The organism is Halogeometricum sp. S3BR5-2, from assembly GCF_031624635.1.
Taxonomy (GTDB): Archaea; Halobacteriota; Halobacteria; order Halobacteriales; family Haloferacaceae; genus Halogeometricum; species Halogeometricum luteum.
In genome coordinates this window covers 871,575-891,937 of the sequence record NZ_JAMQOQ010000002.1, presented here as the reverse complement: position 1 = coordinate 891,937, position 20,363 = coordinate 871,575, and the positions used below count along the sequence as shown (strand labels likewise).

The following is a 20,363-nucleotide window of genomic DNA, read 5'->3' as shown; positions in this document are numbered from 1 at the left end:
CGGACCGCGCGAGAACGCTTTTCCTCGTGGGGTGCGAAACCCTCCCATATGTCGCGGAGACAGACGCCGATGTCCCGACCGGAGGCCGACTCGCAGGGGCAACTGCTCGGGATCAGACAGGCGGCGCTGGGAGCGGCGGCCGGACTCGCGGGGATGGCGGTGATGCTCCCGCTTCTCGGCGTCGCGTGGCTGCTCGGGGCGTTCGAACTCTCGGCTGTGGCCGGTCTGGCGAGCATCGTCGGACTCGGCGAGAGCTTCCTGCTCGGCGCGGTAATCTTCGTCGGCGGCGGGATGACGACGATTCCGCTCCTGTTCGCCTCGCTGGCGGTGTTCATGCCGGGCGAGAGCATGGGAACGAAGGGCGCCGTCTTCAACGCCATCGTCTGGACCGGGTTCGCCGTCGCCTTCTGGTCCGAGCAGACCGGTCTGACGCTGGCGCTGTACCTCCTGTTGACGCTCGCCGCGCACGTCGGCTACGGCTACGTCCTCGGCACCGTCTACGGCCGCTACGCGACCATCCCGGTCTACGACGTCTGATGCCGTTGCTCCAGTTCGACACGTCGGTTGAGGCGAGCGCCGAGGAGAGAGAGCGGTTCACCGCGGCGGTGACCGACCTGTACGCCGAGGAGATGGCGACGACGACGGGGCACGTCGCCGTGGTGATACGCGAGCACCCCCCGGCGAACCTCTCCTTGGGTCGCGCCGAGGAGGGGCCGCTGTGTCTTCTGAGCGCCGATATCAGGGAGGGGCGGTCGTTCGAGCGCAAGCGGTCGTTCGCACTGGCGGCGATGGAACTGGCGGCCGAGCGGTTCTCGATACCCGAGGCGAACCTGAAGGTGTCGTTCACCGAGCACGCCGGCGAGGAACTGATGGGCGTCGACCGGGTGGGCGGGGAGTGGTCGGAGGGCGAGTCCGAGTCCGAGTCCGACTCCGACTGAGTCGGGCTATCGGGCTACGCTACCACAACACAATGGGCCAGACGAACTGGAACATGAACCAGATGAGGCCCGTCAGCACGACGGTCATCACGAGGTTGAGGATGACGCCGGCGCGCATCATGTGCTTCTGTTCGATGTAGCCCGACCCGAACACGATGGCGTTCGGCGGCGTCGCCACCGGGAGCGCGAAGGCGAAACTCGCCGCCACGGCGCCGGAGACGGAGAGGAAGACGGCCGCCGACACCTCCGCGAGGCCGAGCGTCGAGGCGAAGACGCCGCCGATGCCGATGAGGATGGGGACGATGATGGTCGCCGTCGCGGTGTTGGAGGTCATCTCGGTGAGGAAGATGACGAGGAGGACGACGGCGGCGACGACGAGGACGATGGGCGCGCCGGTCAGGGAACCGAACACCGAGTTGGCTATCCAGTCGGTCGCGCCCGTTGCCGCGAGGGCGTCCGCGAGGGCGATACCTCCGCCGAACAGCAGGATGGTGCCCCAGTCGATGTCGACGAGTTCGTCCCACTCCATCGTGTCCGCGAGGACCAGGACCGGAATCGCCGCGAGACCGACCATCACGTAGTAGAGGAGTCCCTGGTGGCCCTCGACGCCGAGCACCGTCGCGCCGTCGCCGCCGAACACCGTCGTCGCCCACGCCGCGGGGAGGTACGGGCCGACGAAGTCGCCGAGGCCGCCGAGCACCCACAGTCCCGCCGTCGCGGCGAAGATGTACGCGACGCGCTTGCCGCGCGTGCTCAGTTCGCCCTCCTCTTCGAGGTAGCGCGCGGCCTCCTCGCGGGCCGACTCGACGTTCCCTATCTCCGGCGGGTAGATGTGGTACGTGAGGAGGTACCACACGAGGGGAAGGGTGACGACGACGATGGGGATGCCGATGAGCAGCCACTGCGCGAAGCCGATCTCGTAGCCGAGAATCTCGTTGAGTTGCGCCGCGAGGATGGCGTTCGGCGGCGTGCCGATGAGCGTGCCGACGCCGCCGACGCTGGCGGCGTAGGCGGTGCCGAGCAGCATCGAAATCTGAATGTTCGTAAAGGAGTCCTCGCCGGCCCCGTCGCCGAGGTCGGCCGACCCGACGCCCGCGCCGCCGTCGGACATCGTGTCCGAGGAGGTTCCGGACTCCCCGCGCGTCTCGTCGCCGGCCACGTCGGCGTCGAAGTCCGCGTCGGGGTCGGCTTCGGCCGCGGCCACTTCGTCCCGTCCGAGCACCTGCGTGAGGACGCCGAGGGCGATGGGCGTCATCATCGCCGTCGTCGCCGTGTTCGACACCCACATCGAGAGGAACGCCGTGGCGAGCATCACCGCCGCGACGAGTCGGCGCGGCGACGACCCCATCTTCGACATGATCCACAGCGCGATTCTGCGGTCGATGTCGTACTTCTGCAGCGCGTTCGCCAGCATGAAGCCGGCGATGAACAGGAAGATGAGGTGGTCCGCGAATCCGACCAACGCCTCGTCCAAGGACGCGTACACCCCGAACGCGGTGAGCACGAACGGTATCGCCAGCGCCGTCACGGCCAGGGGGAGCGCTCCGGTCACCCAGAGGAACCCGGCGAAGAACATGGTCGCCATCGCGTACTGCCCCCTCACCGACAGCCCCTCCGGCGAGGGGCCGGCGGCGACGAGCGCGGTGCCGACCACCGCGATGGCGAACAGTATCAGCCGCCGCTGCGTGCGCGAGTTACCCAGCTGTATCATTGATACACCTCCGATTACGAAACTCCACGATTAATACTTTCGGAGACGGGATAGGAGAGTTACCGTATCACACGCTCGTCGTGATTAAAAGTGCTCCGCGAGCGCTTCGACCTGGTCGGCGTCGAGTTCGGCGGCGTACAGGTCGAGCAGTTCCTCCCGGCGGGACCGCGACAGCGCGCGCGCCCCCGATTCGAGCATCGACACGTGGGCTTGGAGGACGTCGTCGACTTCGCGTTCGACCGTCCGCTGGTCGTAGCCGGCGGCGACCCGGAGCAGTCGCCACGCCCGCGGGGAGAGCTCCGCGACGTCGACGGAGGAGGTGGCGGCCATCGAGTGACTCTCACGGTTGTTCGCACAAAACGCATGCGGATGCCCGGCGCGCGTCGGTGCGTTCTTGCCCTCCGGCGACCAGCTAGCCAGTCATGACCTCGCTGCGAGACCGGTTCGACGAGTCCGACGCGTTCAGACGGGGCGTCCTCGGCGCCGTCTCCGGCGGCCTCGCCGGCGTGGTGCTCACGCTCCTCGGCGCGTCGACGGCCGGCGACTACCTCATCGCCATCTTCGTCGGGGGCGTCACGTTCGTCGCCCTCTGGCTGCTGGTGAGCTAAGAACGGTCCTCACCGGCGGCCACTGCCGGCTCCTCTCCCTCTATCTCGTCCAGCACGCGGGCGTGGAACTCCCGCAGCACCTCGCTCTCGTCCTCGGCGAGCACCACGTCGCTGGCGGTGAGCGTCGCGAGGCCGAACGCCCGCGGCGTGGGGGAGTCGACGGTGCGCGAGACGACGTCGATATCGCCCGCCCGGACGTCGCCGAGCACGTCCTTCACCGCGGCGACGTTCAGCTTGTCCTCCAGAATCTCGCGGTACGTCTCCTCCATCACGGCGAAGGAGTCGAGTCCCTGCGCGAACGACAGCAGCATCTCGGAGGACACCTGCTGTTGGGCCGCGGTCTTCTCGTAGCCCTTGTAGCGCTTCAGAATCATCAGCGAGCGCGCGGCGTTGATGCGGAAGTAGCGCTTCAGCAGGTCGGTGCCGTCGATGGCGGCGCGCAGGTCCGCGTCCACGTCCGCCGGGTCGACGTCGCGGAGGGCGGCCTCCACGTCCACCTTCCGGTTCAGCGGCATCGAGAGGCAGAAGCCGTTGTCCGCGACGGCCACCTGAACGTTCGCGTTCGACCGCTGGGCGCAGCGGTAGGCGACGAGGCGCGAGAGGCCGTCGTTGAACCGCCGCCCGTAGTTCGAGTGGACGTAGAAATGTCGGCGGTACGCCGCGCGGTCCAACTGCTCCTCGACGACGAGTCGGCCGTCGGTGGCGACGCTCTCGGCGCCGGCGTAGCGCACCTGCTCGTCGAACATCCGGGTGACGGCGCGGACGCTGTTCTCGTCCATCGGGTACTCCCTGAGCCACGTCCGCACGCCGGGCGCGCCGCCCGACTCCAGTCGGTCGAGGAGTTCGCCCTGGAACGCGGCTATCTCGCGGCCGAGGTCGTAGGAGAGAGGCAGGCGCTCGGAGAACCACGACGGCACCGTCGGCCGGTCGCTCGTCCGGTCGACGTGCACCTTCGACCCGCGCCGGTAGCGGTAGGCGAAGCGGTCGCCGCCGAGGACGAACACGTCCCCCTTCTCCAGGGTGTCGAGGTAGTTCTCGTCCAACTGCCCGACCCACTCGTCGCCCCCCCGCGTCACCACGTCGCAGGTGAACGAGTCGGGGATGGTGCCGATGTTCGTCATGTAGATGACGCGCGCCATCCGTCCGCGCTTGCCGAGGAGGTGCTCGCCGACGTCGTACTCCGGGTAGTGGTGCTCGCCGTCGGGGGCGTCGTTGGTGTCGCGCCACACCTTCGCGTAGACGTTCTTGTCCTCGAGACCCTCGTAGTCGGCCGTCAGGTAGGACAGCAGTCGCTCCCACTCGGCGTCGGAGAAGTTCCGATACGGATACGCCCGCCGGAGCGTCGCCCGCACGTCCTCCTCGCGCCGCACCGCGTTGATGGCCATTCCGTAGACCTGCTGTGCGGCCACGTCCTGGGCGTTCTCGGGGACGAACACCCGGTCGACGAACCCCTCCTCGGCCTTCTTCAGCATCACCGCGCACTCGACCAACTCGTCCCTGTCGAGGGCGATGACCCTCCCTTCGACGGTCTGGCCGAGGCGGTGGCCCGCGCGGCCGACTCGCTGTAGTAGAGAGGCGACCGACTTCGGGGAACCGACCTGCACCACGAGGTCGATGTGCGGCATGTCGATACCGAGTTCGAGGCTCGTGGAGGTGGTCACCACGTCTAGTTCGCCGGCCTTGAGTTGGGACTCTATCTCCCCCCGACGCTCCTTCGAGAGGCTTCCGTGGTGACACCCCGAGTTCGACTCGTCGTAGCCGTCGTACTCCTCTCTCAGATTGTGCAGAACGCGCTCGGCGCCGGAGCGCGTGTTCGTGAACACGAGCGTGTTCGTGTGCGACCGCACGAGTTCGTCCAGACGGTCGTAGAACCCCTCCTGGACGACGCCGCGCGGCGTGTCGATGAGGTCGTCGGTCGGACACTCCAAGCGCACGTCGAAGTCGCGGACGAACCGCGTGTCGACTATCTCGTAGTCGCGTGCCTCGCCCGAATCGTCCCGGCCGACCAGAAACTCCGCCATCGTAGAGAGGGGTTCGACCGTCGCCGAACAGCCGATTCTGGTGGGGGAGGAGTCGCACATCTCCTCCAGTCGTTCGAGGGACACCGACAGGTGCGTCCCGCGCTTGTTCTCCGCGAGACTGTGAATCTCGTCGACGACGACGTACTCGACGGTGCGGAGTTTCTCCTTGAACTTCGGGGAGTTGAGGAGAATCGCGAGCGTCTCCGGCGTCGTGTTGAGGATGTGCGGCGTCGTCTCCAGCATCTTCTGCCGCTCGGAGCTCTCGGTGTCGCCGTGGCGGATGGCGTGTCTGACCGATACCTCCTCCCCCCGTTCGCCCATTCGCTCGGCGATTCCTTCGAGCGGTCGGGTGAGGTTCCGGTGGATGTCGTTGGCGAGCGACTTCAGCGGCGAGACGTACAGACAGTAGACGGAGTTCTCCAACCCCTCCTCGCGCTCTCGGTCCCTGCGGAAGAGGTCGTTGAGGATGGCCGTGAAGGAGGCGAGCGTCTTGCCGGACCCCGTGGGCGCGCAGACGAGGGCGTTCTCCCCCTCGTCGATGAGGGGGATACCCTCCCGCTGCGGCGGGGTGAAGAAGCCGCCGTTGCCGCCGACGTACCGGCCGAACTGGTCGACCCACCACTCCCGGACCGCGGGCTCCAACCGGTCGAGGACGCCCTCGTCGGCCAGCGGGACGGTCTCGGGGTCGAACGCGAACGGCCCCTCGTCGCCCTCGCTCTCGTTCCCGTCGGCCGCCCGCGAGGCCGCCTCGCGGAGGAGGCGTCGACCACCGCTACTCATTGGTTGCAGTGAGGGGCGCGCCTGTAAGTGGGTTGCGCCCGCGCCCGCGTGCGACTCGCGGACGGCGCGCCGACGGCCCGCCGTCGAGTCCGCTCCGTGACGCGGCGGACGCCGCCAACTTATACCCGCGCCGCCTACGGCGACCATGCGCGTCACCTTCCTCGGCACCGGAAGCGCGATGCCCCTCCCCGACCGGGCGCAGACCGGCCTCCTCGTCGAGTCCGGCGACCGCTCGCTCCTCGTCGACTGCGGCAGCGGCGTCCTCGGCCGCCTCGCCGGCACCGAGACGGGGTACGAGGGCGTCGGCACCGTCCTGCTCACCCACCACCACCTCGACCACGTCTCGGACCTCCTTCCCCTCTTGAAGGCGCGGTGGCTCGCCGGGGAGACGCACCTCGAAGTCGTCGGCCCGGCGGGCACGAAACGGCACCTCGACGGCCTCCTCGACGTCTACGACTACATGCGGGACCGCGTGGACCTGCAGGTCAGAGAGGTCACGTCGGGGTCGTTCGAGGTGGGCGGGTTCGAAGTGGAGGCGACGGAGACGCGCCACTCCGTAGACTGCCTGGCCTACCGGTTCGCTGGTGACGGTGACGGCGACGGCGACGAGGCGGACAGCGAGACGGGAGACTTCGTCTTCTCCGGCGACTCCGAGGCGTTCGAGGGCCTCGCCAACTTCGCGGACGGCGCGGCCGTCCTCGCGCACGACTGCTCGTTCCCCGACGAGGTGGACGTCTCGAACCACCCGACGCCGTCGCAGTTGGGCGCCGCCCTCGCCGGCCGCGATATCGACCGGGTCTACCTGACGCACCTCTACCCGCACACGGAAGGGAAACACGAGGAGATGCTGGCGTCGATTGCGAGGCAGTACGACGGCGACGTGCGCTTCGCGCGCGACGGCCTCCGATTCGAGGTCTGAGCGGTCGACCCGTCGACTACCCGCGAATTACGGTCCCCGCGTCCTCGCCGGCCAGGAAATCCGCGAGGGCGTCGGGGCCGAACACGTGCGCCGGCGCGCCGAGGTCGAGGAGGGCGCGCACCTTCGCGGCCATCCCGCCGGTCACGTCCGTCGCGTCGCTGCCGCCCAACACGTCGCTGACCTCCTCGAACGCCGTTATCTCCGAAATCACCGCGTCGTCGGCGTCGAGGACGCCCGGCACCGTCGAACACAGTCCCACCCGGTCGGCGTCGAGGCCGCGCGCGAGCGTCGTCACGAGTTCGTCGCCGCTCAGCACCGTCGTTCCTGAGCCCGCCTGTGCGACCATATCGGCCTGCACGACGGGGACGAACCCTTCCTCCAGCATCGTCGCCGTCGGGCCGAGGGGAAGCGAGAGACGGGCCTCCGAGTCCCGCGTCGCCGCCGAGAGCGGGTGGACCGGGAGGGCGTCGACGCCCGCCTCGTGCAGTCGGGTCACCACGGCGTCGTTCAGCCGTCGCATCGCGTCGTGGACGGCGAAGGCCGCCTCGGCGTCGCGCGTGCCGTCGGTGTCGCTGACGCCGTGTCTGGCGGCGTGGTGGTGGCCGAAGCTCCCGCCGCCGTGGACGAGGACGAGACGTGGGGCGTCCGCCCCGTCGCCGTCGCCCGCCAGCGCCTCGGCCACCGCCCCGACGGCGTCGTCGAGGGCGCCGTCGTCGACGGTCTCCGGGGCGGACTTGTCGGTGAGGACGCTCCCGCCGAGTTTGAGGACGGTGGTGGTCGTCATCTCGTCATTCCTCCTCCACCCGAACCCCGCCGCGCGCGAGTTCGGCGCGGAACGCGTCCTCGCACTCCGGCGTGAACCGAAGTGCCGTCTCGGTCTCCTCGGTCCGGTCGAGGGCGACGATACAGCCCCCGCCGCCCGCGCCGGTGAGTTTCGCGCCGTGTGCGCCCGCCTCGCGGGCCGACCAGACCATGTTGTCCAGCGAACGCGAGGAGACGCCGAGCGCCTCCAAGAGGCCGTGGTCGAAGTCCATCAGGCGGCCGAGTTCGGCCAGCACCGACTCCGGCGGGTCGTCGGTCGGGTCCGCTTCCGCGAGCACCGACTCGCCCTTCCTGACCAAATCGCCGATGCTCCCGACGGTGTCGGCGGCGAAGTCGTACTCCTCGCGGAGCGACCGGACGCCGGCGACGAGTTTCCCCGTGTCGCCCGCGCCGCCGTCGAAGCCGACGACGAACGGGAGGTTCGGCGCGTCGATGCGCCGGCAGTCGTCGCCCTCGACGCGGACGGCGCCGCCGACGGCGCAGCAGAACGTGTCCGCGCGGGAGGCCTGCCCGTCCTGCACGTCGTGCTCCGCGCGGTAGGCGCGTTCGGCCACCTCCTCGGGGTCCAAGGGCGCGCCGAGTTCGCGCGTCGCGGCGTCGATGCCGGCGACGACGACGGCCGCCGAGGAGCCGAGTCCGGCGCCGAGGGGGATGTCGCTCTCGACCGTGACGTCGAAGCCGGCGCTCGGGGCGTCGGCGGCGTCTCGGGCCTGTTCGACGGCCGCGGCGACGTAGGCGATGCCGGCCTCGACGAGTCCCTGCGCGACGTTCACGTCGGGTCTGTCGTCGCCGTCGCCGCCGTACTCGACGGTGAAGCCGTCGAGGCTCAGGTCGGGGGCGGTGACGCGGACCCGGTCGTCCTCGCGGGCGTCGACGGAGACGGTCGCCCGGCGTTCGACGGCGCAGGGCACCGCCGGTTCGCCGTAGACGACTGCGTGCTCCCCGAACAGGTACACCTTCCCGGGGGCGCTCGAAACGGTCATGTCCGAGGATTCCCCGGACGGCGCTTAAGGCTGTCCGACTGTCGGCACTCCGGGGAGCGGGCGGCAGGTGCGAAAGAAAAGCGGTCGACCGGACAGTGCGGCTTACTCCTCGTCTTCTTCGTCTTCGTCGAGGGCGGCGTCGTGGTCGCCCTCGTCCTCGTCGGCGTCCGTCTCCTCGTCGACGATGTTCGTCGCGGCCTCGTCGTTCGCGTCCGTGTCGAGGGCGGCGTCGTGACCGTCGTCGTCCGTCTCGGAGAGGTCGTCGAGTTCGGCCAGTTCGTCGTCGCCGCTCATCAGTTTCCGCGCGACGATGAGCGCACCCAGGAGGACGAGCGCCACGAGGATGCTGCTCTTGCTGCGACCCGACGAGGAGCCGTCGTCCTCGACGTCGTCTGCGTCGGCGTCGTCTTCGACGTCGACGGCGTCCTCCGCCTCCTCGACCGCGTCGACGGCGTCGCCCGCGTCGTCGACGGAGATATCGGTGAGGTCGTCGAGGTCGGCCAACTCGTCGACGTCGTCGCCGCTCAGCACCTTCTTGGCGACGGCGAGGGCCGCGAGGAGGAGGAGACCCATGATAGTGCTCCCCTTCCCGCGTCCGGAGGACCCGGAGTCGTCGTCGGTCTCGACGTCGTCGAGTTCGCCGTCGAGGTCGTCCTCGACGTCGGCGTCGGCCCCCTCGTCGAGGGCGTCCTCGGCGTCACCGCCGACCACGTCGATGGACTGGAACAGGCCGTCCCCGTCGCCGTCCTCGTCGGCTTCGGTGGCCTCTTCGGCCAGGTTTCGAATGATGCCCGGCGCCGAGTTCGACGCGCTGAAACTGGGCTCGTGCAGATTTATCTCGAAGAGCGTGAACGATTTGTCTCCCATAGCATTCGCAGTACGCCGACGACCGGAATAATCGTTGTGCCCGCTCGAACGGAACGAAACGACGACGAGAGCGAGCGAGAACCGGCGAGTGAGCGCCGCGAGGGCCGACTGGCGCGGGAATCGCGCGGCGACGGCCTCGGTATCGGTGCTTTGAGGTGCGAACTGGCCGTCGCCTCGCGTATGGACGAAGAGCGACGCACGTTTCTGACCGACCTGCTGCGCGCCCCGAGTCCCTCCGGGTTCGAGACGGCGGGCCAGCGGGTGTGGGTGTCGCACGTCGAGGAGTTCGCCGACGAGGTGCGCGTCGACGCCTACGGCAACGCCGTGGCGGTCCACGAGGGCGCCGAGGACGCGGCCGAAATCGCGTTCACGGGCCACGCCGACGAGATAGGGTACATCGTCCGCGACGTGACCGACGACGGCTTCCTCCGCATCGAGGCCATCGGCGGCGCCGACCGCACCGTCTCGAAGGGCCAGCACGTCACGGTGTACGCCGGGGACGACGAGGTGCCGGGCGTCGTCGGCCAGACGGCCATCCACCTGCGCGAGACGGGGAACGAGGAGCACGAGGACCTGACCGAGCAGTTCGTCGACGTGGGCGCGACGAGCGAGGAGGAGGCGCGCGAACTCGTCGAGGTGGGCGACCCGCTGACCGTCCAGACGCGCGTCCGCGACCTGCACGGCTCTCGAATGGCCGCCCGCGGGATGGACAACCGCGTCGGGACGTGGGCCGCGGCGGAGGCCCTCCGACACGCCGTCGAGGCGGACGTCGACGCGACGGTGTACGCCGTCAGCACGGTGCAGGAGGAACTCGGCGTGCAGGGTGCGAAGATGGTCAGCTACGACCTGAACCCCGACGCCGCCGTCGCAATCGACGTCACGCACGCGACGGACAACCCCGACGTGTCGGGCAAGCGCCGCGGCCCCGTCGAACTCGGCGCGGGCCCGGTCGTCACTCGCGGGAGCGCCAACCACCCGGCCGTCGTCGACCTCGCCCGCGACGCCGCCGAGGACGCGGAGATTGACGTGCAGTTGCAGGCCGCCGGCATCAGGACGGGTACCGACGCCGACGCTTTCTACACGTCCAGAAGCGGCATCCCCTCGCTGAACGTGGGCATCCCGAACCGCTACATGCACACGCCGGTGGAAGTCGTCGACACCGAGGACCTAGACGGCGTGGCGGCGCTGCTCGGGGCGATGGCCGAAGGTACCGCGGACGCCGCGCCGTTCGCCGTCGACATCTGACCCGGCGGACGCGAACCCGAGCGCGAATCCGGCCGCGACGGCCGCCCGCGTGACCCGCCCTCGCACGGGCGTTGACGCGAAAGAAAACCGTTAAAAGTCGCGGAAGGGTGATTTGGGGTATGGCTGGAACTATCGAAGTGCTCGTTCCCGGCGGGGAGGCCAACCCCGGTCCGCCGCTCGGACCGGAACTCGGCCCGACGCCGGTGAACGTGCAGGACGTCGTGCAGGAGATAAACGAGCAGACCGCCGCGTTCGACGGCATGGAAGTGCCCGTCACGGTCGAGTACGACGACGACGGGTCGTTCTCCATCTCGGTCGGCGTCCCGCCGACGGCCGAACTCATCAAGGACGAGGCCGGGTTCGAGACCGGTTCCGGCGAACCCCAGGAGAACTTCGTCGCGGACCTGAGCTTCGATCAGGTGAAGAAAATCGCCGAGCAGAAGTCTTCGGACCTCCTCGCGTACGACACGAAGAACGCCGCGAAAGAGGTCGTCGGTACCTGCACCTCCCTCGGCGTCACCATCGAGGGGAACAACCCCCGCGAGTTCAAACAGCGCATCGACGACGGCGAGTACGACGACCAACTCGCCGCGTAGACCGCTCGACGACCGCTCCGGGGACAACTCCCTCCTTCGAGTTCGTTTCGACCGTCGGAGCGACGCGTCCGTCGCGTTCTCGACGTTCACCGCGTCCGCCGCGCTTGTGTGCCGGTGGCACGGAAACGCCGCGTAGCGGTCGGATACCGGCTTTCTGCGGGAACTGCTTCGACGGACTTAAGGCCGCCATTCCCATTTGCTCCGACGAGGCAGGCAGACGCCTGTTTCACTGACCCGTAGGAGCAATCCTGCGTACTACGGAGGTGAATAATGGCAGATACGATAGTTGACGCAGTCTCTCGCGCACTTGACGAGGCGCCGCAGCGGAATTTCCGCGAAACGGTCGACCTCGCTATCAACCTGCGCGACCTCGACCTAAACGACCCGTCGAAGCGTGTCGACGAGAGCATCGTGCTCCCGGCCGGCACCGGACAGGAGACGCAGATTGTCGTCTTCGCGACCGGCGAAACCGCGCTCCAGGCAGAGGACGTTGCCGACCAGGTGATGGACGGTAACGACCTCGAAGACCTCGGAGACGATTCGGACGCCGCGAAGGACCTCGCCGACGAAACGGACTTCTTCGTCGCCGAGGCCGACATGATGCAAGATATCGGCCGCTACCTCGGGACCGTCCTCGGTCCTCGCGGTAAGATGCCGACGCCGCTCCAACCGGACGACGACGTGGTCGAAGTGGTGAACCGCATGAAGAACACGGTCCAACTCCGCAGTCGTGACCGCCGGACGTTCCACACCCGCGTGGGTGCCGAGGACATGTCCGCCGACGAAATCGCGGAGAACATCGACGTCATCGTGCGTCGCCTCGAGGCGACGCTCGAGAAGGGCCCCCTCAACATCGACGGGGTCTTCGTGAAGACGACGATGGGGCCATCGGTGGAGGTCGAAGCATGAGCGAGAGCGAGAGCGTCCGCAAGACCGAGACCATCCCCGAGTGGAAACGCATCGAGGTCGGTGAGCTCACCGACTTCCTCGAAGAGTACCAGTCCGTCGGCGTCGTCAGCGTCACCGGCATCCCGAGCCGCCAGCTCCAGAGCATGCGGCGGGAACTGCACGGTAGCGCCGCGCTTCGGATGAGCCGAAACACGCTCCTTACGCGCGCGCTGGAGGACGTGAACGACGGCCTCGAACAGCTGACCGAGTTCGTCTACGGGCAGGTCGCCCTGGTCGGGACGAACGACAACCCGTTCGGCCTGTACAAGGAGCTCGAAGCCTCGAAGACCCCCGCGCCGATCAACGCGGGCGAGGTCGCTCCGAACGACATCGTCATCCCCGAGGGTGACACCGGCGTCGACCCCGGTCCGTTCGTCGGCGAACTCCAGCAGGTGGGGGCGTCGGCCCGCATCATGGACGGCTCCATCAAGGTCACCGAGGACTCCCACGTGCTCGACGAGGGCGAGGCCGTCTCCGAGGAACTCGCAAACGTTCTGGCGGAGCTCGGTATCGAGCCGAAGGAGGTCGGTCTCGACCTCCGCGGCGTCTACTCCGAGGGCGTCCTGTTCGAGCCCGACGAGCTCGCCATCGACGTCGACGAGTACCGCGCGGACATCCAGTCCGCCGCGGCGGGCGCCCGCAACCTCTCGATCAACGCGGGCTACCCGACGGCGCAGACCGCGCCCACCATGCTCGCGAAGGCCGCCGGCGAGGCGAAGGCCCTCGGCCTGTTCGCCGCCATCGAGGACCCCGAACTCGTTCCGGACCTCATCGCCAAGGCCGACGCGCAGCTCCGCACGCTCGCGGCGCAGATCGACGACGAGGAGGCCCTGCCGGAGGAGCTCCGCGGCGTCGAGACGCCCGAGCCGGCGGCCGACGAATCCGCCGACGAGGCGGACGCAGACGAATCGACTGACGAAGAAGAAGCCGACGCCGACGACACCGACGCCGACGCTGATGACGACGACGACGACGACGGCGACGGTGCCGACGGCCTCGGCGCGATGTTCGGATAATCAACGAGGAACACGACAATGGAATACGTTTACGCAGCTCTCATCCTGAACGAATCGGGCGAAGAGATCAACGAAGACAACGTCACCGCGGTGCTCGACGCCGCCGGTGTGGACGTCGAGGAATCCCGCGTCAAGGCGCTCGTCGCCGCGCTGGAGGACGTCGACATCGAGGAGGCCGTCGACACGGCCGCCGCCGCTCCCGCGCCCGCCGCTGGCGGTAGCTCGGGTGGCGAGGTCGAGACGTCCGACGACGACGACGAGGACGAGGGTGGCGACGAGGACGCCGCCGCCGACGAGGACGACGAGGAAGAAGAAGACGAGTCCTCCGGCGAGGGCCTCGGCGAACTCTTCGGCTAACGCCGGAGTTCGCGCGTCCGTCCGGACGTCGCACCTCGAATCGTCAGTACATCCTGAAATTTTTCTGAAACCCGTCGCGCAGTGGCTACCCCGGTTCGACGCGGAGTCGGGACTCCCGCCGGGAGTCGGGAGTGAGTAGCTCTCGAACCTCGAACGGCCGCGCCTCCCGCCGGTGCCGCTCGTAGGCGGCCTCCGCCCACTCGCGGGCGTCCGGGGACTTCGTGTCGATGACGGCTTCGAGCTGTGCGGTTTCGGGGTCGTGACCGCAGATTCCGACGCGGTCGTCCATGACGTTGAGCCCGCATCGGTCGCCGTCCGGGAGGTCCTCGTGGACGAACACGGTGCAGTTGTCGCGTTCGAGCGCTCTGGCGGTCAGTTCCGGGTTCCAGTCCACGATGGCGCGCAGGACGGGAAGCGAGTAGATGTACTCCATCTCCATCCCCTCCAGCACGCGCCGACAGAACACCTCGAGGTTGCCCGATTTGTATATCGTCGTCCCGAGCCCGCGGATGGAGTCGGTCGATTCGAGCAGGTGGCTGACCCGCTCGACGGGCGTGTACGGGTAACTCGGCCCGGGATACGACACCACGAGGTCCTCGAAGCTCTCGACGGCGAACCCCTCCATCTCCCGCGGAAGCCACCGCCAGACCTCCCGGAGCGTCTCACAGGTTTCCATCCCCGCTCGCAACTCGAGGAACCGTTCGGTCACGAACTCGCCCAGCGGCGTGAGTTCGTAGCGCGGTCCGTCGCGGGCGATCCACGAACGCTCCTCGAGGTCCCGGAGAACGCGTCCGACGGTGGGGTCGGACGCGCCGGTCGACTCGCGCAGGTCCCGCCGGTCGTGCCGCTCCTCGGCGAGAGCTTCCAGCACCGCGACGCGGTGTTCCGACCGCGCCAGGAACTCGATCGCTTGGGTCGCGTCTCCCATGCTAGCACTATGCATAGATGACGTAAAATATTTCAGTCGAGTTCGAGGGCGCCGTCACTCGGCGCTCTCGGCTATCTTCGTCCGTATGTGTTCGATGACGGCCGAGTGCTCCTCCTGAGGACTGAACATCACGATTTCCGAGTCCTCGTGCGCTCGGACCGTGTGTCCCGGCGGCCAGTAGAACAGTTCGCCCGCCCGAGTCTCCTCGCTGCTCCCGTCGGCGTAGCCGACGCCGAGGCGTCCCGCGACGACGTACCCCCAGTGGGGACACTGGCAGTGGTCGTCTTCGAGACCCGCCAACAGCGGCGTGATGTCCGTCTCAGCGGCGAACGTGAAGTACTCGCCGCTGAGTTCCCCGTACCCGCTCGCGTCACCGAAGCCCGTCTGCTGACGAGCGACTGCGTCTGGTGTGTCGACTCTGACCGGTATGTCGCGTTTGTCTTGTCTCATCTCGTCCACCTTCCGCCGAGAGACCGACCGCGACGCGACCGGTCCCAACACAGAGGACCCGTCACGGCCACCTCTCGACGTGTCGACCGACGGTTCCGGAGAACGTGTAGTTATTCCGTGAATATTTTCACCGGGTGAACGACGTTCCGCTCCCCGCGAGATTCACGGTGCGGGCACGGCCCCGACCGCACGTTCATATACGAGAGCGCGGCCAGCACGCGCAGATGGTCGCACCGTCCCACCTCGATACCGCCCTCCTGACCGTCGGGTTCGTCGCGGGCGGCGTCCTGCTCGGAACCGCGAGCGGCCTGATTCCCGGGCTCCACGTCAACGCCCTCGCCCTCCTGCTGGCGGCCGCGGCGCCGACGCTCCCCGGACCGCCGGCGGCGGCGGGCGCGGCCGTCCTCGCGGCGGGCGTCGTCCACACCTTCCTCGACGTCGTCCCTGCCCTCGTCCTCGGCGTCCCCGACGCGGCGACGGCGGCCGGGTCGCTGCCGGGACACCGCCTCGTCCTCGCCGGACGCGGGAGGGAGGCGCTCAGGCTCTCGGCTCTCGGGAGCGGCGTCGCCGTCGCCGTCGCGGTACCGCTGTCGCTCCCCCTGTCGGCCCTCGTCGCGGCCGGCCGCGCGGAGTTGGACGCGGCGCTCCCACTCTTACTCGCCGCCGTCGTCTGCCTCCTCGTCGCCGCCGAACCGACGTGGCCCCGGCGCCTCGCCGGGACCGGCTGTTTCGGCCTCGCGGCGGCGCTCGGGTTCCTCGCCCTCGACGCGCCGACGGCGGGGGCGCTCGCCCCGGAGGCGGCGGCGTCGATGCTCGCGCCGCTGTTCGCCGGTCTGTTCGGGGCGCCGGTGCTCGTGGACGCGCTCTCCGGTCGCGGGGCGATACCGCCGCAGGTCGGGCGGGGCGTCGCTCTCTCCCCCCGGACGACGCTCCGCGCGGCGCTGTCGGGCGTCGGCGGCGGGGCCCTGGTGGGCTACCTCCCCGGCGTGTCAGCGGGCGTGGCGACGGTGCTGGCACTCGGCGGCGTCGGCGGGGAGTCGGGAGCGGGGACGGCGGAAGAGGACGCAGGCGGCCGACGCGAGCGGACCGACCGCGCGTACGTCGTGGCGACCAGCGGCGCGGACACCGCGACGGCCGTCTTCGCGGCGACGGCGCTGACCGTCCTCGGCGACGAGCGAAGCGGCGTCGCCGTCGCCCTCTCCGCCGTCGGCGGCGGCGGGTCGCCGTTCGGCTCCCTCTCGGCGCTCGCCGTCGTCGTCCTCGCGGCGGGCGTCGGAACGGTGCTCGTCCCACTCGTCGGCGACCGCTATCTGTCCTTAGTCGGTCGACTCCCCCACCGTCCGCTCTCGCTGGCCGTCCTCGTCCTGCTGTGGGCGCTGGCGGCCGCTTTCGCCGGATGGGCCGGCCTGTGCGCGTTCGCCCTCGCGGCGCTGGTCGGCCTCGTACCGCCGCGTCTCGGCGTCCGGCGCGTCCACCTGATGGGAGTGTTGCTAGCGCCCGTCGCGCTCGGGTCGCTCGGATAGGCCCGAAAAGACAATCGTTAAAAGTCGCCGCCGGGTTGGTATTCGTATGAGCCAATCCGACTCCGAGCAGCGACACGCCAGACAGTGCGTGTCCTGCGGCATCAACATCTCCGGCATGAGCGCCGCGACGTTCAGCTGTCCGGAGTGCGGCACCGAGATTTCGCGCTGCGCGAAGTGCCGAAAGCAGAGCAACCTCTACGAGTGTCCCGACTGCGGCTTCATGGGGCCGTAACGATGGGGAAGGTCGCAGCCAAGATGAAGGTCATGCCGGACAGCCCCGAGATGGACCTCGACGAGCTTCAGGAGCGCCTGGAGGACTCGCTTCCCGAGGGCGCGAAGATAAACGGCTTCGAGCGCGACGACGTGGCGTTCGGCCTCGTCGCGCTCCTCCCGACGGTCATCGTCCCCGACGACGCCGGCGGCACGGAGGCCGTCGAAGAGGCGTTCACGGGCGTCGAGGGCGTCGAGAGCGTCTCCGTCGAGAACGTCGGCCGCATCTGAACCGCGGCGCCGACTCGAGTTTCCTTTTCAGTCGCTCAGCTCCACCGCCAGCAGGCCGGCCAGCGGCGAGAGGATAAACCCGGCGCCGAGCGCGACGAACAGCGGCAGGAGCGTGCCCCCGCCCAGCGCCCACGTGAGGGCGACGCCGACGACGGCGCCGAGGAGGATGGTCGCGGACAGGCCCAGACCGAACCGCTCGCCGAGGTGGCTCGGCACCCCGCCCGGCCGCGGCGGTTCGACGGAGTCGACGTCGTACTGCATCACCTGCTCGTCGACGGTACGCCTGCTGTCCCCCGCGGTGACTTCTTGAACCATGTACGAAGAGACGCCCGCCGAGAGCGTATCCTTTTACCTCGTTCCCGACGGTTGGGAACTCCGCCGCGGAGCCGTTAGAACGCGGCGTCGAACGCCCTGTCGAGGTCCGCTTTCAGGTCGTCGACGTGTTCGACGCCGACGGAGACGCGGACGAGGCCGTCGGCGAGGCCGGCCGCGACCCGTTCCTCCCGCGGGATGGCGGCGTGCGTCATCGCCGCCGGCTGTTCGATGAGGCTCTCGACGCCGCCGAGACTCTCCGCGAGCGTGAACACCTCCGTCTCCGAGACGACGTCGGAAGCCTGACTCAGCGAGCCGTCCACCTCGAAGGAGAGCATCCCGCCGAAGTCGTCCATCTGCTCGGCCGCGAGTTCGTGCTGCGGGTGCGACTCCAGACCGGGGTAGTACACCCGGTCGACGCGCTCGTGGCCCTCCAGCCACGAGGCGAGTTCGCGGGCGTTGTCGCAGTGACGGTCCATGCGGACCGGGAGCGTCTTCGTCCCGCGGAGGACGAGAAAGCAGTCGAACGGCGACGGCGTCGCGCCGACGGCGTTCTGGTAGAACCCGATCTGCTCGTCGAGTTCCTCGCTGTCGGTGACGAGGGCGCCGCCGACCACGTCCGAGTGGCCGCCGAGGTACTTCGTCAGCGAGTGCGAGACGATGTCGGCGCCGTGTTCGAGCGGTCGCTGGAGGTACGGCGTGGCGAACGTGTTGTCGACGGCGCAGAGCGCGTCGTACTCGTCGGCGAGGTCCGCCAGCGCGCCGATGTCGTTGACGCGCATCAACGGGTTCGTCGGCGTCTCGACCCACAGCAGGGCCGTCTCCTCGCGCATCGCGTCGGCGACGGCGTCGTGGTCGGTGGTGTCGACGAAGTCGAACGAGAGGTCGTACTGCTCGTACACCTGCGTGAAGATGCGGTGCGTTCCTCCATATACGTCGTCGCCGGTGACGACGTGGTCGCCCGCTTCGAGGAGGTTGAGCACCGTGTTGATGGAGCCCATTCCCGAGGAGAACGCGCGGCCGTGCGCGCCGCCCTCCAGCGAGGCGAGGTTCGATTCGAGGTCCGTCCGAGTGGGGTTGCCCGTCCGCGAGTACTCGTAGCCGCGGTGCTCGCCCGGGCCGTCCTGTTGGTACGTCGAGTTGGCGTGGATGGGCGTCATCAGCGCGCCCGTCTCCGCGTCGGGGTCCTGTCCGGCGTGAATCGCGCGCGTCTCGATGCGCTGGTCGTCGCTGTCGTCCATGTCGGGCCCCTCTCGCGCGACCGGCGTGACTCTTCCCCTTCCGCCCGTTTTCGTCGCTCCCCGAGCCCCTCGCACGGCCGCGGAACAGGAACGTGCGTTTTATACCTCCGTCACCAGTAGACTGCCTCACGACTATGCCGAGCTCAAACGGTCCGCTTCACGGGACGCGAGGAAAGCTCTCGAACAACCCCCGCGAGCGGGGGACCTCCCCGCCGCAGCGCGCGATTCAGGAGTACGACGAGGGTCAGAAAGTCCACCTGAAGATAGACCCCAGCGTGCGCAAGGGCCGCTTCCACCCGCGCTTCAACGGCCACACGGGCGAAGTGGTCGGCAAGCAGGGCCGCGCGTTCAAAGTCGAAATCAACGACGGCGGCAAGGACAAGATACTCGTCGTCCGCCCCGCCCACCTGCGCGCCCAGCAGTAACTCCCCCGCGATGACCATCTTCAAAGAGAAGGTACACGAGGAGTACCTCACCACGAGCGAGGTCAAAGACCTGCTCGAAGACGTCGAGGCCGAACGCGCCGCGGACGAGGAGCGCGAACTGCGCTACGAACTCGCCCGCGCCATCGAACACGTCAACCGCTTCGCCGTCCTCGACGCCGGGGAGTCGCGCGAACTCGTCGAGGAACTCCTCGAACTGGAGAAGGTGGACGAGACGACCGCGTTCAAAATCGCGGACCTCCTGCCCCAGAGCCGGGACGAACTCCGCGCCGTCTACGCCCAAGAGCGGTACGCCCTGAGCGGCGACGAACTCGACGACGTGCTGAACGTCGTCGCGAAGTACGTCTGAGTTCCGAGACCGGTCGGGTCCTTTTCCGCCGACGGCTCCCGAAGACGAACCGCGAGCGACGCCGCCCGCCCGCCGAAACGGCCAACTGTTTAAATACGCCCTCGGCGTATCGGATGACATGACGAGCGCTGAGAGCGGAGACGCCGACCCCGATTCGCCGGTCGACGAGACCGAGAGCGGCGCCGACGCCGAGGAGGAGGTACAGTACGCCATCGTCCTCGACCACCTCCCCCACGGGCGGCCGGACGACGACCGCCCGCGGTACAAGAAGTCGCCGTTGGCGTACGCCTTGGGCGAGCGGAACTTCCGCCTCTTCGAGCTTCGGCTGGGAGACGACTCCGACACGTCCATCGGGGACAGAGTGGTGTTGTTCCCCGCAGAGAGGCGCACGGCGGTCGAGGAACTCCGCGAGGTGGAGTACGACGACCTCTCGAACACGGCCCACTCGGAGTTGGAGTACGTCGTCGAGGACATCGTCACCGAGAACGAGCGTCGGTTCGTCGACTTCTACAACGACGCCCAGCCCATCACGCTCCGCCTCCACCAGTTGAACCTCCTGCCGGGCATCGGCAAGAAACTGCGGAACAACATCCTCGACGAGCGCAAGCGCGGCCCGTTCGAGAGCTTCGAGGACGTCGAAGACCGCGTCTCCGGGCTCCACCACGCCCGCGACGTGTTGGTCGAACGCGTCATGGAGGAACTGCGCGACGACGACCTGAAGTACAAGACGTTCGTCGGCCGCGACGACTGAGCCGAGGGAACTCGGACCCGAGACGTTTACACCCGCGCGGACGAAACCTCGGCC

At 68.7% G+C, this 20,363-nt stretch carries 25 protein-coding genes; 15 read left to right on the top strand and 10 right to left on the bottom strand.

Annotated features, from left to right (window positions below; genetic code table 11):
• The first annotated feature begins 48 nt into the window (after positions 1 to 48).
• Both NDI79_RS11185 and NDI79_RS11180 read left to right on the top strand, forming a co-directional pair.
• Positions 49 to 537, top strand: coding sequence for a DUF6789 family protein (locus NDI79_RS11185; protein WP_310928540.1), 489 nt, complete (start codon positions 49 to 51; stop codon positions 535 to 537).
• Positions 537 to 938, top strand: coding sequence for a tautomerase family protein (locus NDI79_RS11180; RefSeq protein WP_310928539.1), 402 nt, complete (start codon positions 537 to 539; stop codon positions 936 to 938). The genes NDI79_RS11185 and NDI79_RS11180 overlap by 1 nt, the downstream gene beginning before the upstream one ends.
• Positions 939 to 957: 19 nt before the next feature.
• Here NDI79_RS11180 and NDI79_RS11175 read toward each other — a convergent pair whose 3' ends face one another.
• Positions 958 to 2,649 (bottom strand): SLC13 family permease, encoded by a 1,692-nt coding sequence (locus tag NDI79_RS11175; RefSeq protein ID WP_310928538.1) that lies wholly within the window; start codon positions 2,647 to 2,649, stop codon positions 958 to 960.
• 84 nt (positions 2,650 to 2,733) lie between these two features.
• A complete protein-coding gene (locus NDI79_RS11170) occupies positions 2,734 to 2,979 on the bottom strand; it encodes a hypothetical protein (protein ID WP_310928537.1) in 246 nt (81 codons plus the stop codon).
• A gap of 92 nt (positions 2,980 to 3,071) precedes the next feature.
• Between NDI79_RS11170 and NDI79_RS11165 the strand changes: the two genes are divergently transcribed.
• Complete coding sequence (locus NDI79_RS11165; protein ID WP_310928536.1) at positions 3,072 to 3,257, top strand: hypothetical protein; 186 nt, start codon at positions 3,072 to 3,074, stop codon at positions 3,255 to 3,257.
• Here the strand turns inward: NDI79_RS11165 and NDI79_RS11160 are convergent.
• Entirely contained in the window at positions 3,254 to 6,058 is a 2,805-nt protein-coding gene (locus tag NDI79_RS11160) for an ATP-dependent helicase (protein WP_310928535.1), read from the bottom strand. The genes NDI79_RS11165 and NDI79_RS11160 overlap by 4 nt on opposite strands.
• Before the next feature lie 145 nt (positions 6,059 to 6,203).
• On the opposite strand from NDI79_RS11160, the gene NDI79_RS11155 reads away from it, so the two are divergent.
• Positions 6,204 to 6,977, top strand: a complete 774-nt coding sequence (locus tag NDI79_RS11155; protein WP_310928534.1) for an MBL fold metallo-hydrolase — start codon at positions 6,204 to 6,206, stop codon at positions 6,975 to 6,977.
• Between the two features lie 16 nt (positions 6,978 to 6,993).
• Here NDI79_RS11155 and NDI79_RS11150 read toward each other — a convergent pair whose 3' ends face one another.
• The 3 genes from NDI79_RS11150 to NDI79_RS11140 form a co-directional block, all read right to left on the bottom strand.
• A complete protein-coding gene (locus tag NDI79_RS11150; RefSeq protein ID WP_310928533.1) occupies positions 6,994 to 7,761 on the bottom strand; it encodes an isopentenyl phosphate kinase in 768 nt (255 codons plus the stop codon).
• Positions 7,762 to 7,765: 4 nt separating this feature from the next.
• Complete coding sequence (gene mvk, locus NDI79_RS11145; RefSeq protein WP_310928532.1) at positions 7,766 to 8,782, bottom strand: mevalonate kinase; 1,017 nt, start codon at positions 8,780 to 8,782, stop codon at positions 7,766 to 7,768.
• Positions 8,783 to 8,884: 102 nt separating this feature from the next.
• Complete coding sequence (locus tag NDI79_RS11140; RefSeq protein ID WP_310928531.1) at positions 8,885 to 9,649, bottom strand: hypothetical protein; 765 nt, start codon at positions 9,647 to 9,649, stop codon at positions 8,885 to 8,887.
• Positions 9,650 to 9,829: 180 nt separating this feature from the next.
• Between NDI79_RS11140 and NDI79_RS11135 the strand changes: the two genes are divergently transcribed.
• The 5 genes from NDI79_RS11135 to rpl12p all read left to right on the top strand — a co-directional run bounded on the left by NDI79_RS11135 (position 9,830) and on the right by rpl12p (position 13,811).
• Positions 9,830 to 10,894, top strand: coding sequence for a M20/M25/M40 family metallo-hydrolase (locus NDI79_RS11135; protein WP_310928731.1), 1,065 nt, complete (start codon positions 9,830 to 9,832; stop codon positions 10,892 to 10,894).
• 119 nt (positions 10,895 to 11,013) lie between these two features.
• On the top strand, positions 11,014 to 11,490 hold the full coding sequence (locus tag NDI79_RS11130) for a 50S ribosomal protein L11 (RefSeq protein WP_310928530.1): 477 nt from the start codon (positions 11,014 to 11,016) through the stop codon (positions 11,488 to 11,490).
• A 270-nt stretch (positions 11,491 to 11,760) separates the two neighbouring features.
• Positions 11,761 to 12,399, top strand: coding sequence for a 50S ribosomal protein L1 (locus tag NDI79_RS11125; RefSeq protein WP_310928529.1), 639 nt, complete (start codon positions 11,761 to 11,763; stop codon positions 12,397 to 12,399).
• A complete protein-coding gene (locus NDI79_RS11120) occupies positions 12,396 to 13,454 on the top strand; it encodes a 50S ribosomal protein L10 (protein ID WP_310928528.1) in 1,059 nt (352 codons plus the stop codon). The genes NDI79_RS11125 and NDI79_RS11120 overlap by 4 nt, the downstream gene beginning before the upstream one ends.
• Positions 13,455 to 13,472: 18 nt before the next feature.
• The gene (gene rpl12p, locus NDI79_RS11115; RefSeq protein WP_310928527.1) at positions 13,473 to 13,811 is read left to right on the top strand and encodes a 50S ribosomal protein P1; all 339 of its coding nucleotides are present in this window, start codon (positions 13,473 to 13,475) and stop codon (positions 13,809 to 13,811) included.
• 85 nt (positions 13,812 to 13,896) lie between these two features.
• Here the strand turns inward: rpl12p and NDI79_RS11110 are convergent, their stop codons facing one another.
• On the bottom strand, positions 13,897 to 14,739 hold the full coding sequence (locus NDI79_RS11110) for a helix-turn-helix transcriptional regulator (RefSeq protein ID WP_310928526.1): 843 nt from the start codon (positions 14,737 to 14,739) through the stop codon (positions 13,897 to 13,899).
• Positions 14,740 to 14,793: 54 nt separating this feature from the next.
• Positions 14,794 to 15,189, bottom strand: a complete 396-nt coding sequence (locus tag NDI79_RS11105) for a cupin domain-containing protein (protein ID WP_310928525.1) — start codon at positions 15,187 to 15,189, stop codon at positions 14,794 to 14,796.
• Positions 15,190 to 15,413: 224 nt separating this feature from the next.
• Between NDI79_RS11105 and NDI79_RS11100 the strand changes: the two genes are divergently transcribed.
• Genes NDI79_RS11100 through NDI79_RS11090 form a run of 3 tightly spaced genes read left to right on the top strand, consistent with a single transcriptional unit; the run spans position 15,414 to position 17,213 of the window.
• Positions 15,414 to 16,712, top strand: a complete 1,299-nt coding sequence (locus NDI79_RS11100) for a tripartite tricarboxylate transporter permease (RefSeq protein ID WP_310928524.1) — start codon at positions 15,414 to 15,416, stop codon at positions 16,710 to 16,712.
• A gap of 46 nt (positions 16,713 to 16,758) precedes the next feature.
• Positions 16,759 to 16,944 (top strand): HVO_2753 family zinc finger protein, encoded by a 186-nt coding sequence (locus NDI79_RS11095; RefSeq protein ID WP_008383064.1) that lies wholly within the window; start codon positions 16,759 to 16,761, stop codon positions 16,942 to 16,944.
• Between the two features lie 2 nt (positions 16,945 to 16,946).
• A complete protein-coding gene (locus NDI79_RS11090) occupies positions 16,947 to 17,213 on the top strand; it encodes an elongation factor 1-beta (RefSeq protein ID WP_310928523.1) in 267 nt (88 codons plus the stop codon).
• A 27-nt stretch (positions 17,214 to 17,240) separates the two neighbouring features.
• On the opposite strand, the gene NDI79_RS11085 is transcribed toward NDI79_RS11090, so the two are convergent.
• Entirely contained in the window at positions 17,241 to 17,528 is a 288-nt protein-coding gene (locus tag NDI79_RS11085) for a glycine zipper domain-containing protein (RefSeq protein ID WP_310928522.1), read from the bottom strand.
• Between the two features lie 74 nt (positions 17,529 to 17,602).
• Entirely contained in the window at positions 17,603 to 18,766 is a 1,164-nt protein-coding gene (locus NDI79_RS11080; protein ID WP_310928521.1) for a cystathionine gamma-synthase, read from the bottom strand.
• Between the two features lie 134 nt (positions 18,767 to 18,900).
• Between NDI79_RS11080 and NDI79_RS11075 the strand changes: the two genes are divergently transcribed.
• From NDI79_RS11075 to NDI79_RS11065, 3 genes are all read left to right on the top strand, one after another.
• On the top strand, positions 18,901 to 19,191 hold the full coding sequence (locus NDI79_RS11075) for a 50S ribosomal protein L21e (RefSeq protein WP_310928520.1): 291 nt from the start codon (positions 18,901 to 18,903) through the stop codon (positions 19,189 to 19,191).
• Positions 19,192 to 19,201: 10 nt separating this feature from the next.
• Positions 19,202 to 19,558, top strand: coding sequence for an RNA polymerase Rpb4 family protein (locus NDI79_RS11070; protein WP_310928519.1), 357 nt, complete (start codon positions 19,202 to 19,204; stop codon positions 19,556 to 19,558).
• 118 nt (positions 19,559 to 19,676) lie between these two features.
• Positions 19,677 to 20,309, top strand: a complete 633-nt coding sequence (locus NDI79_RS11065) for a DUF655 domain-containing protein (RefSeq protein WP_310928518.1) — start codon at positions 19,677 to 19,679, stop codon at positions 20,307 to 20,309.
• Positions 20,310 to 20,363: the final 54 nt, after the last annotated feature.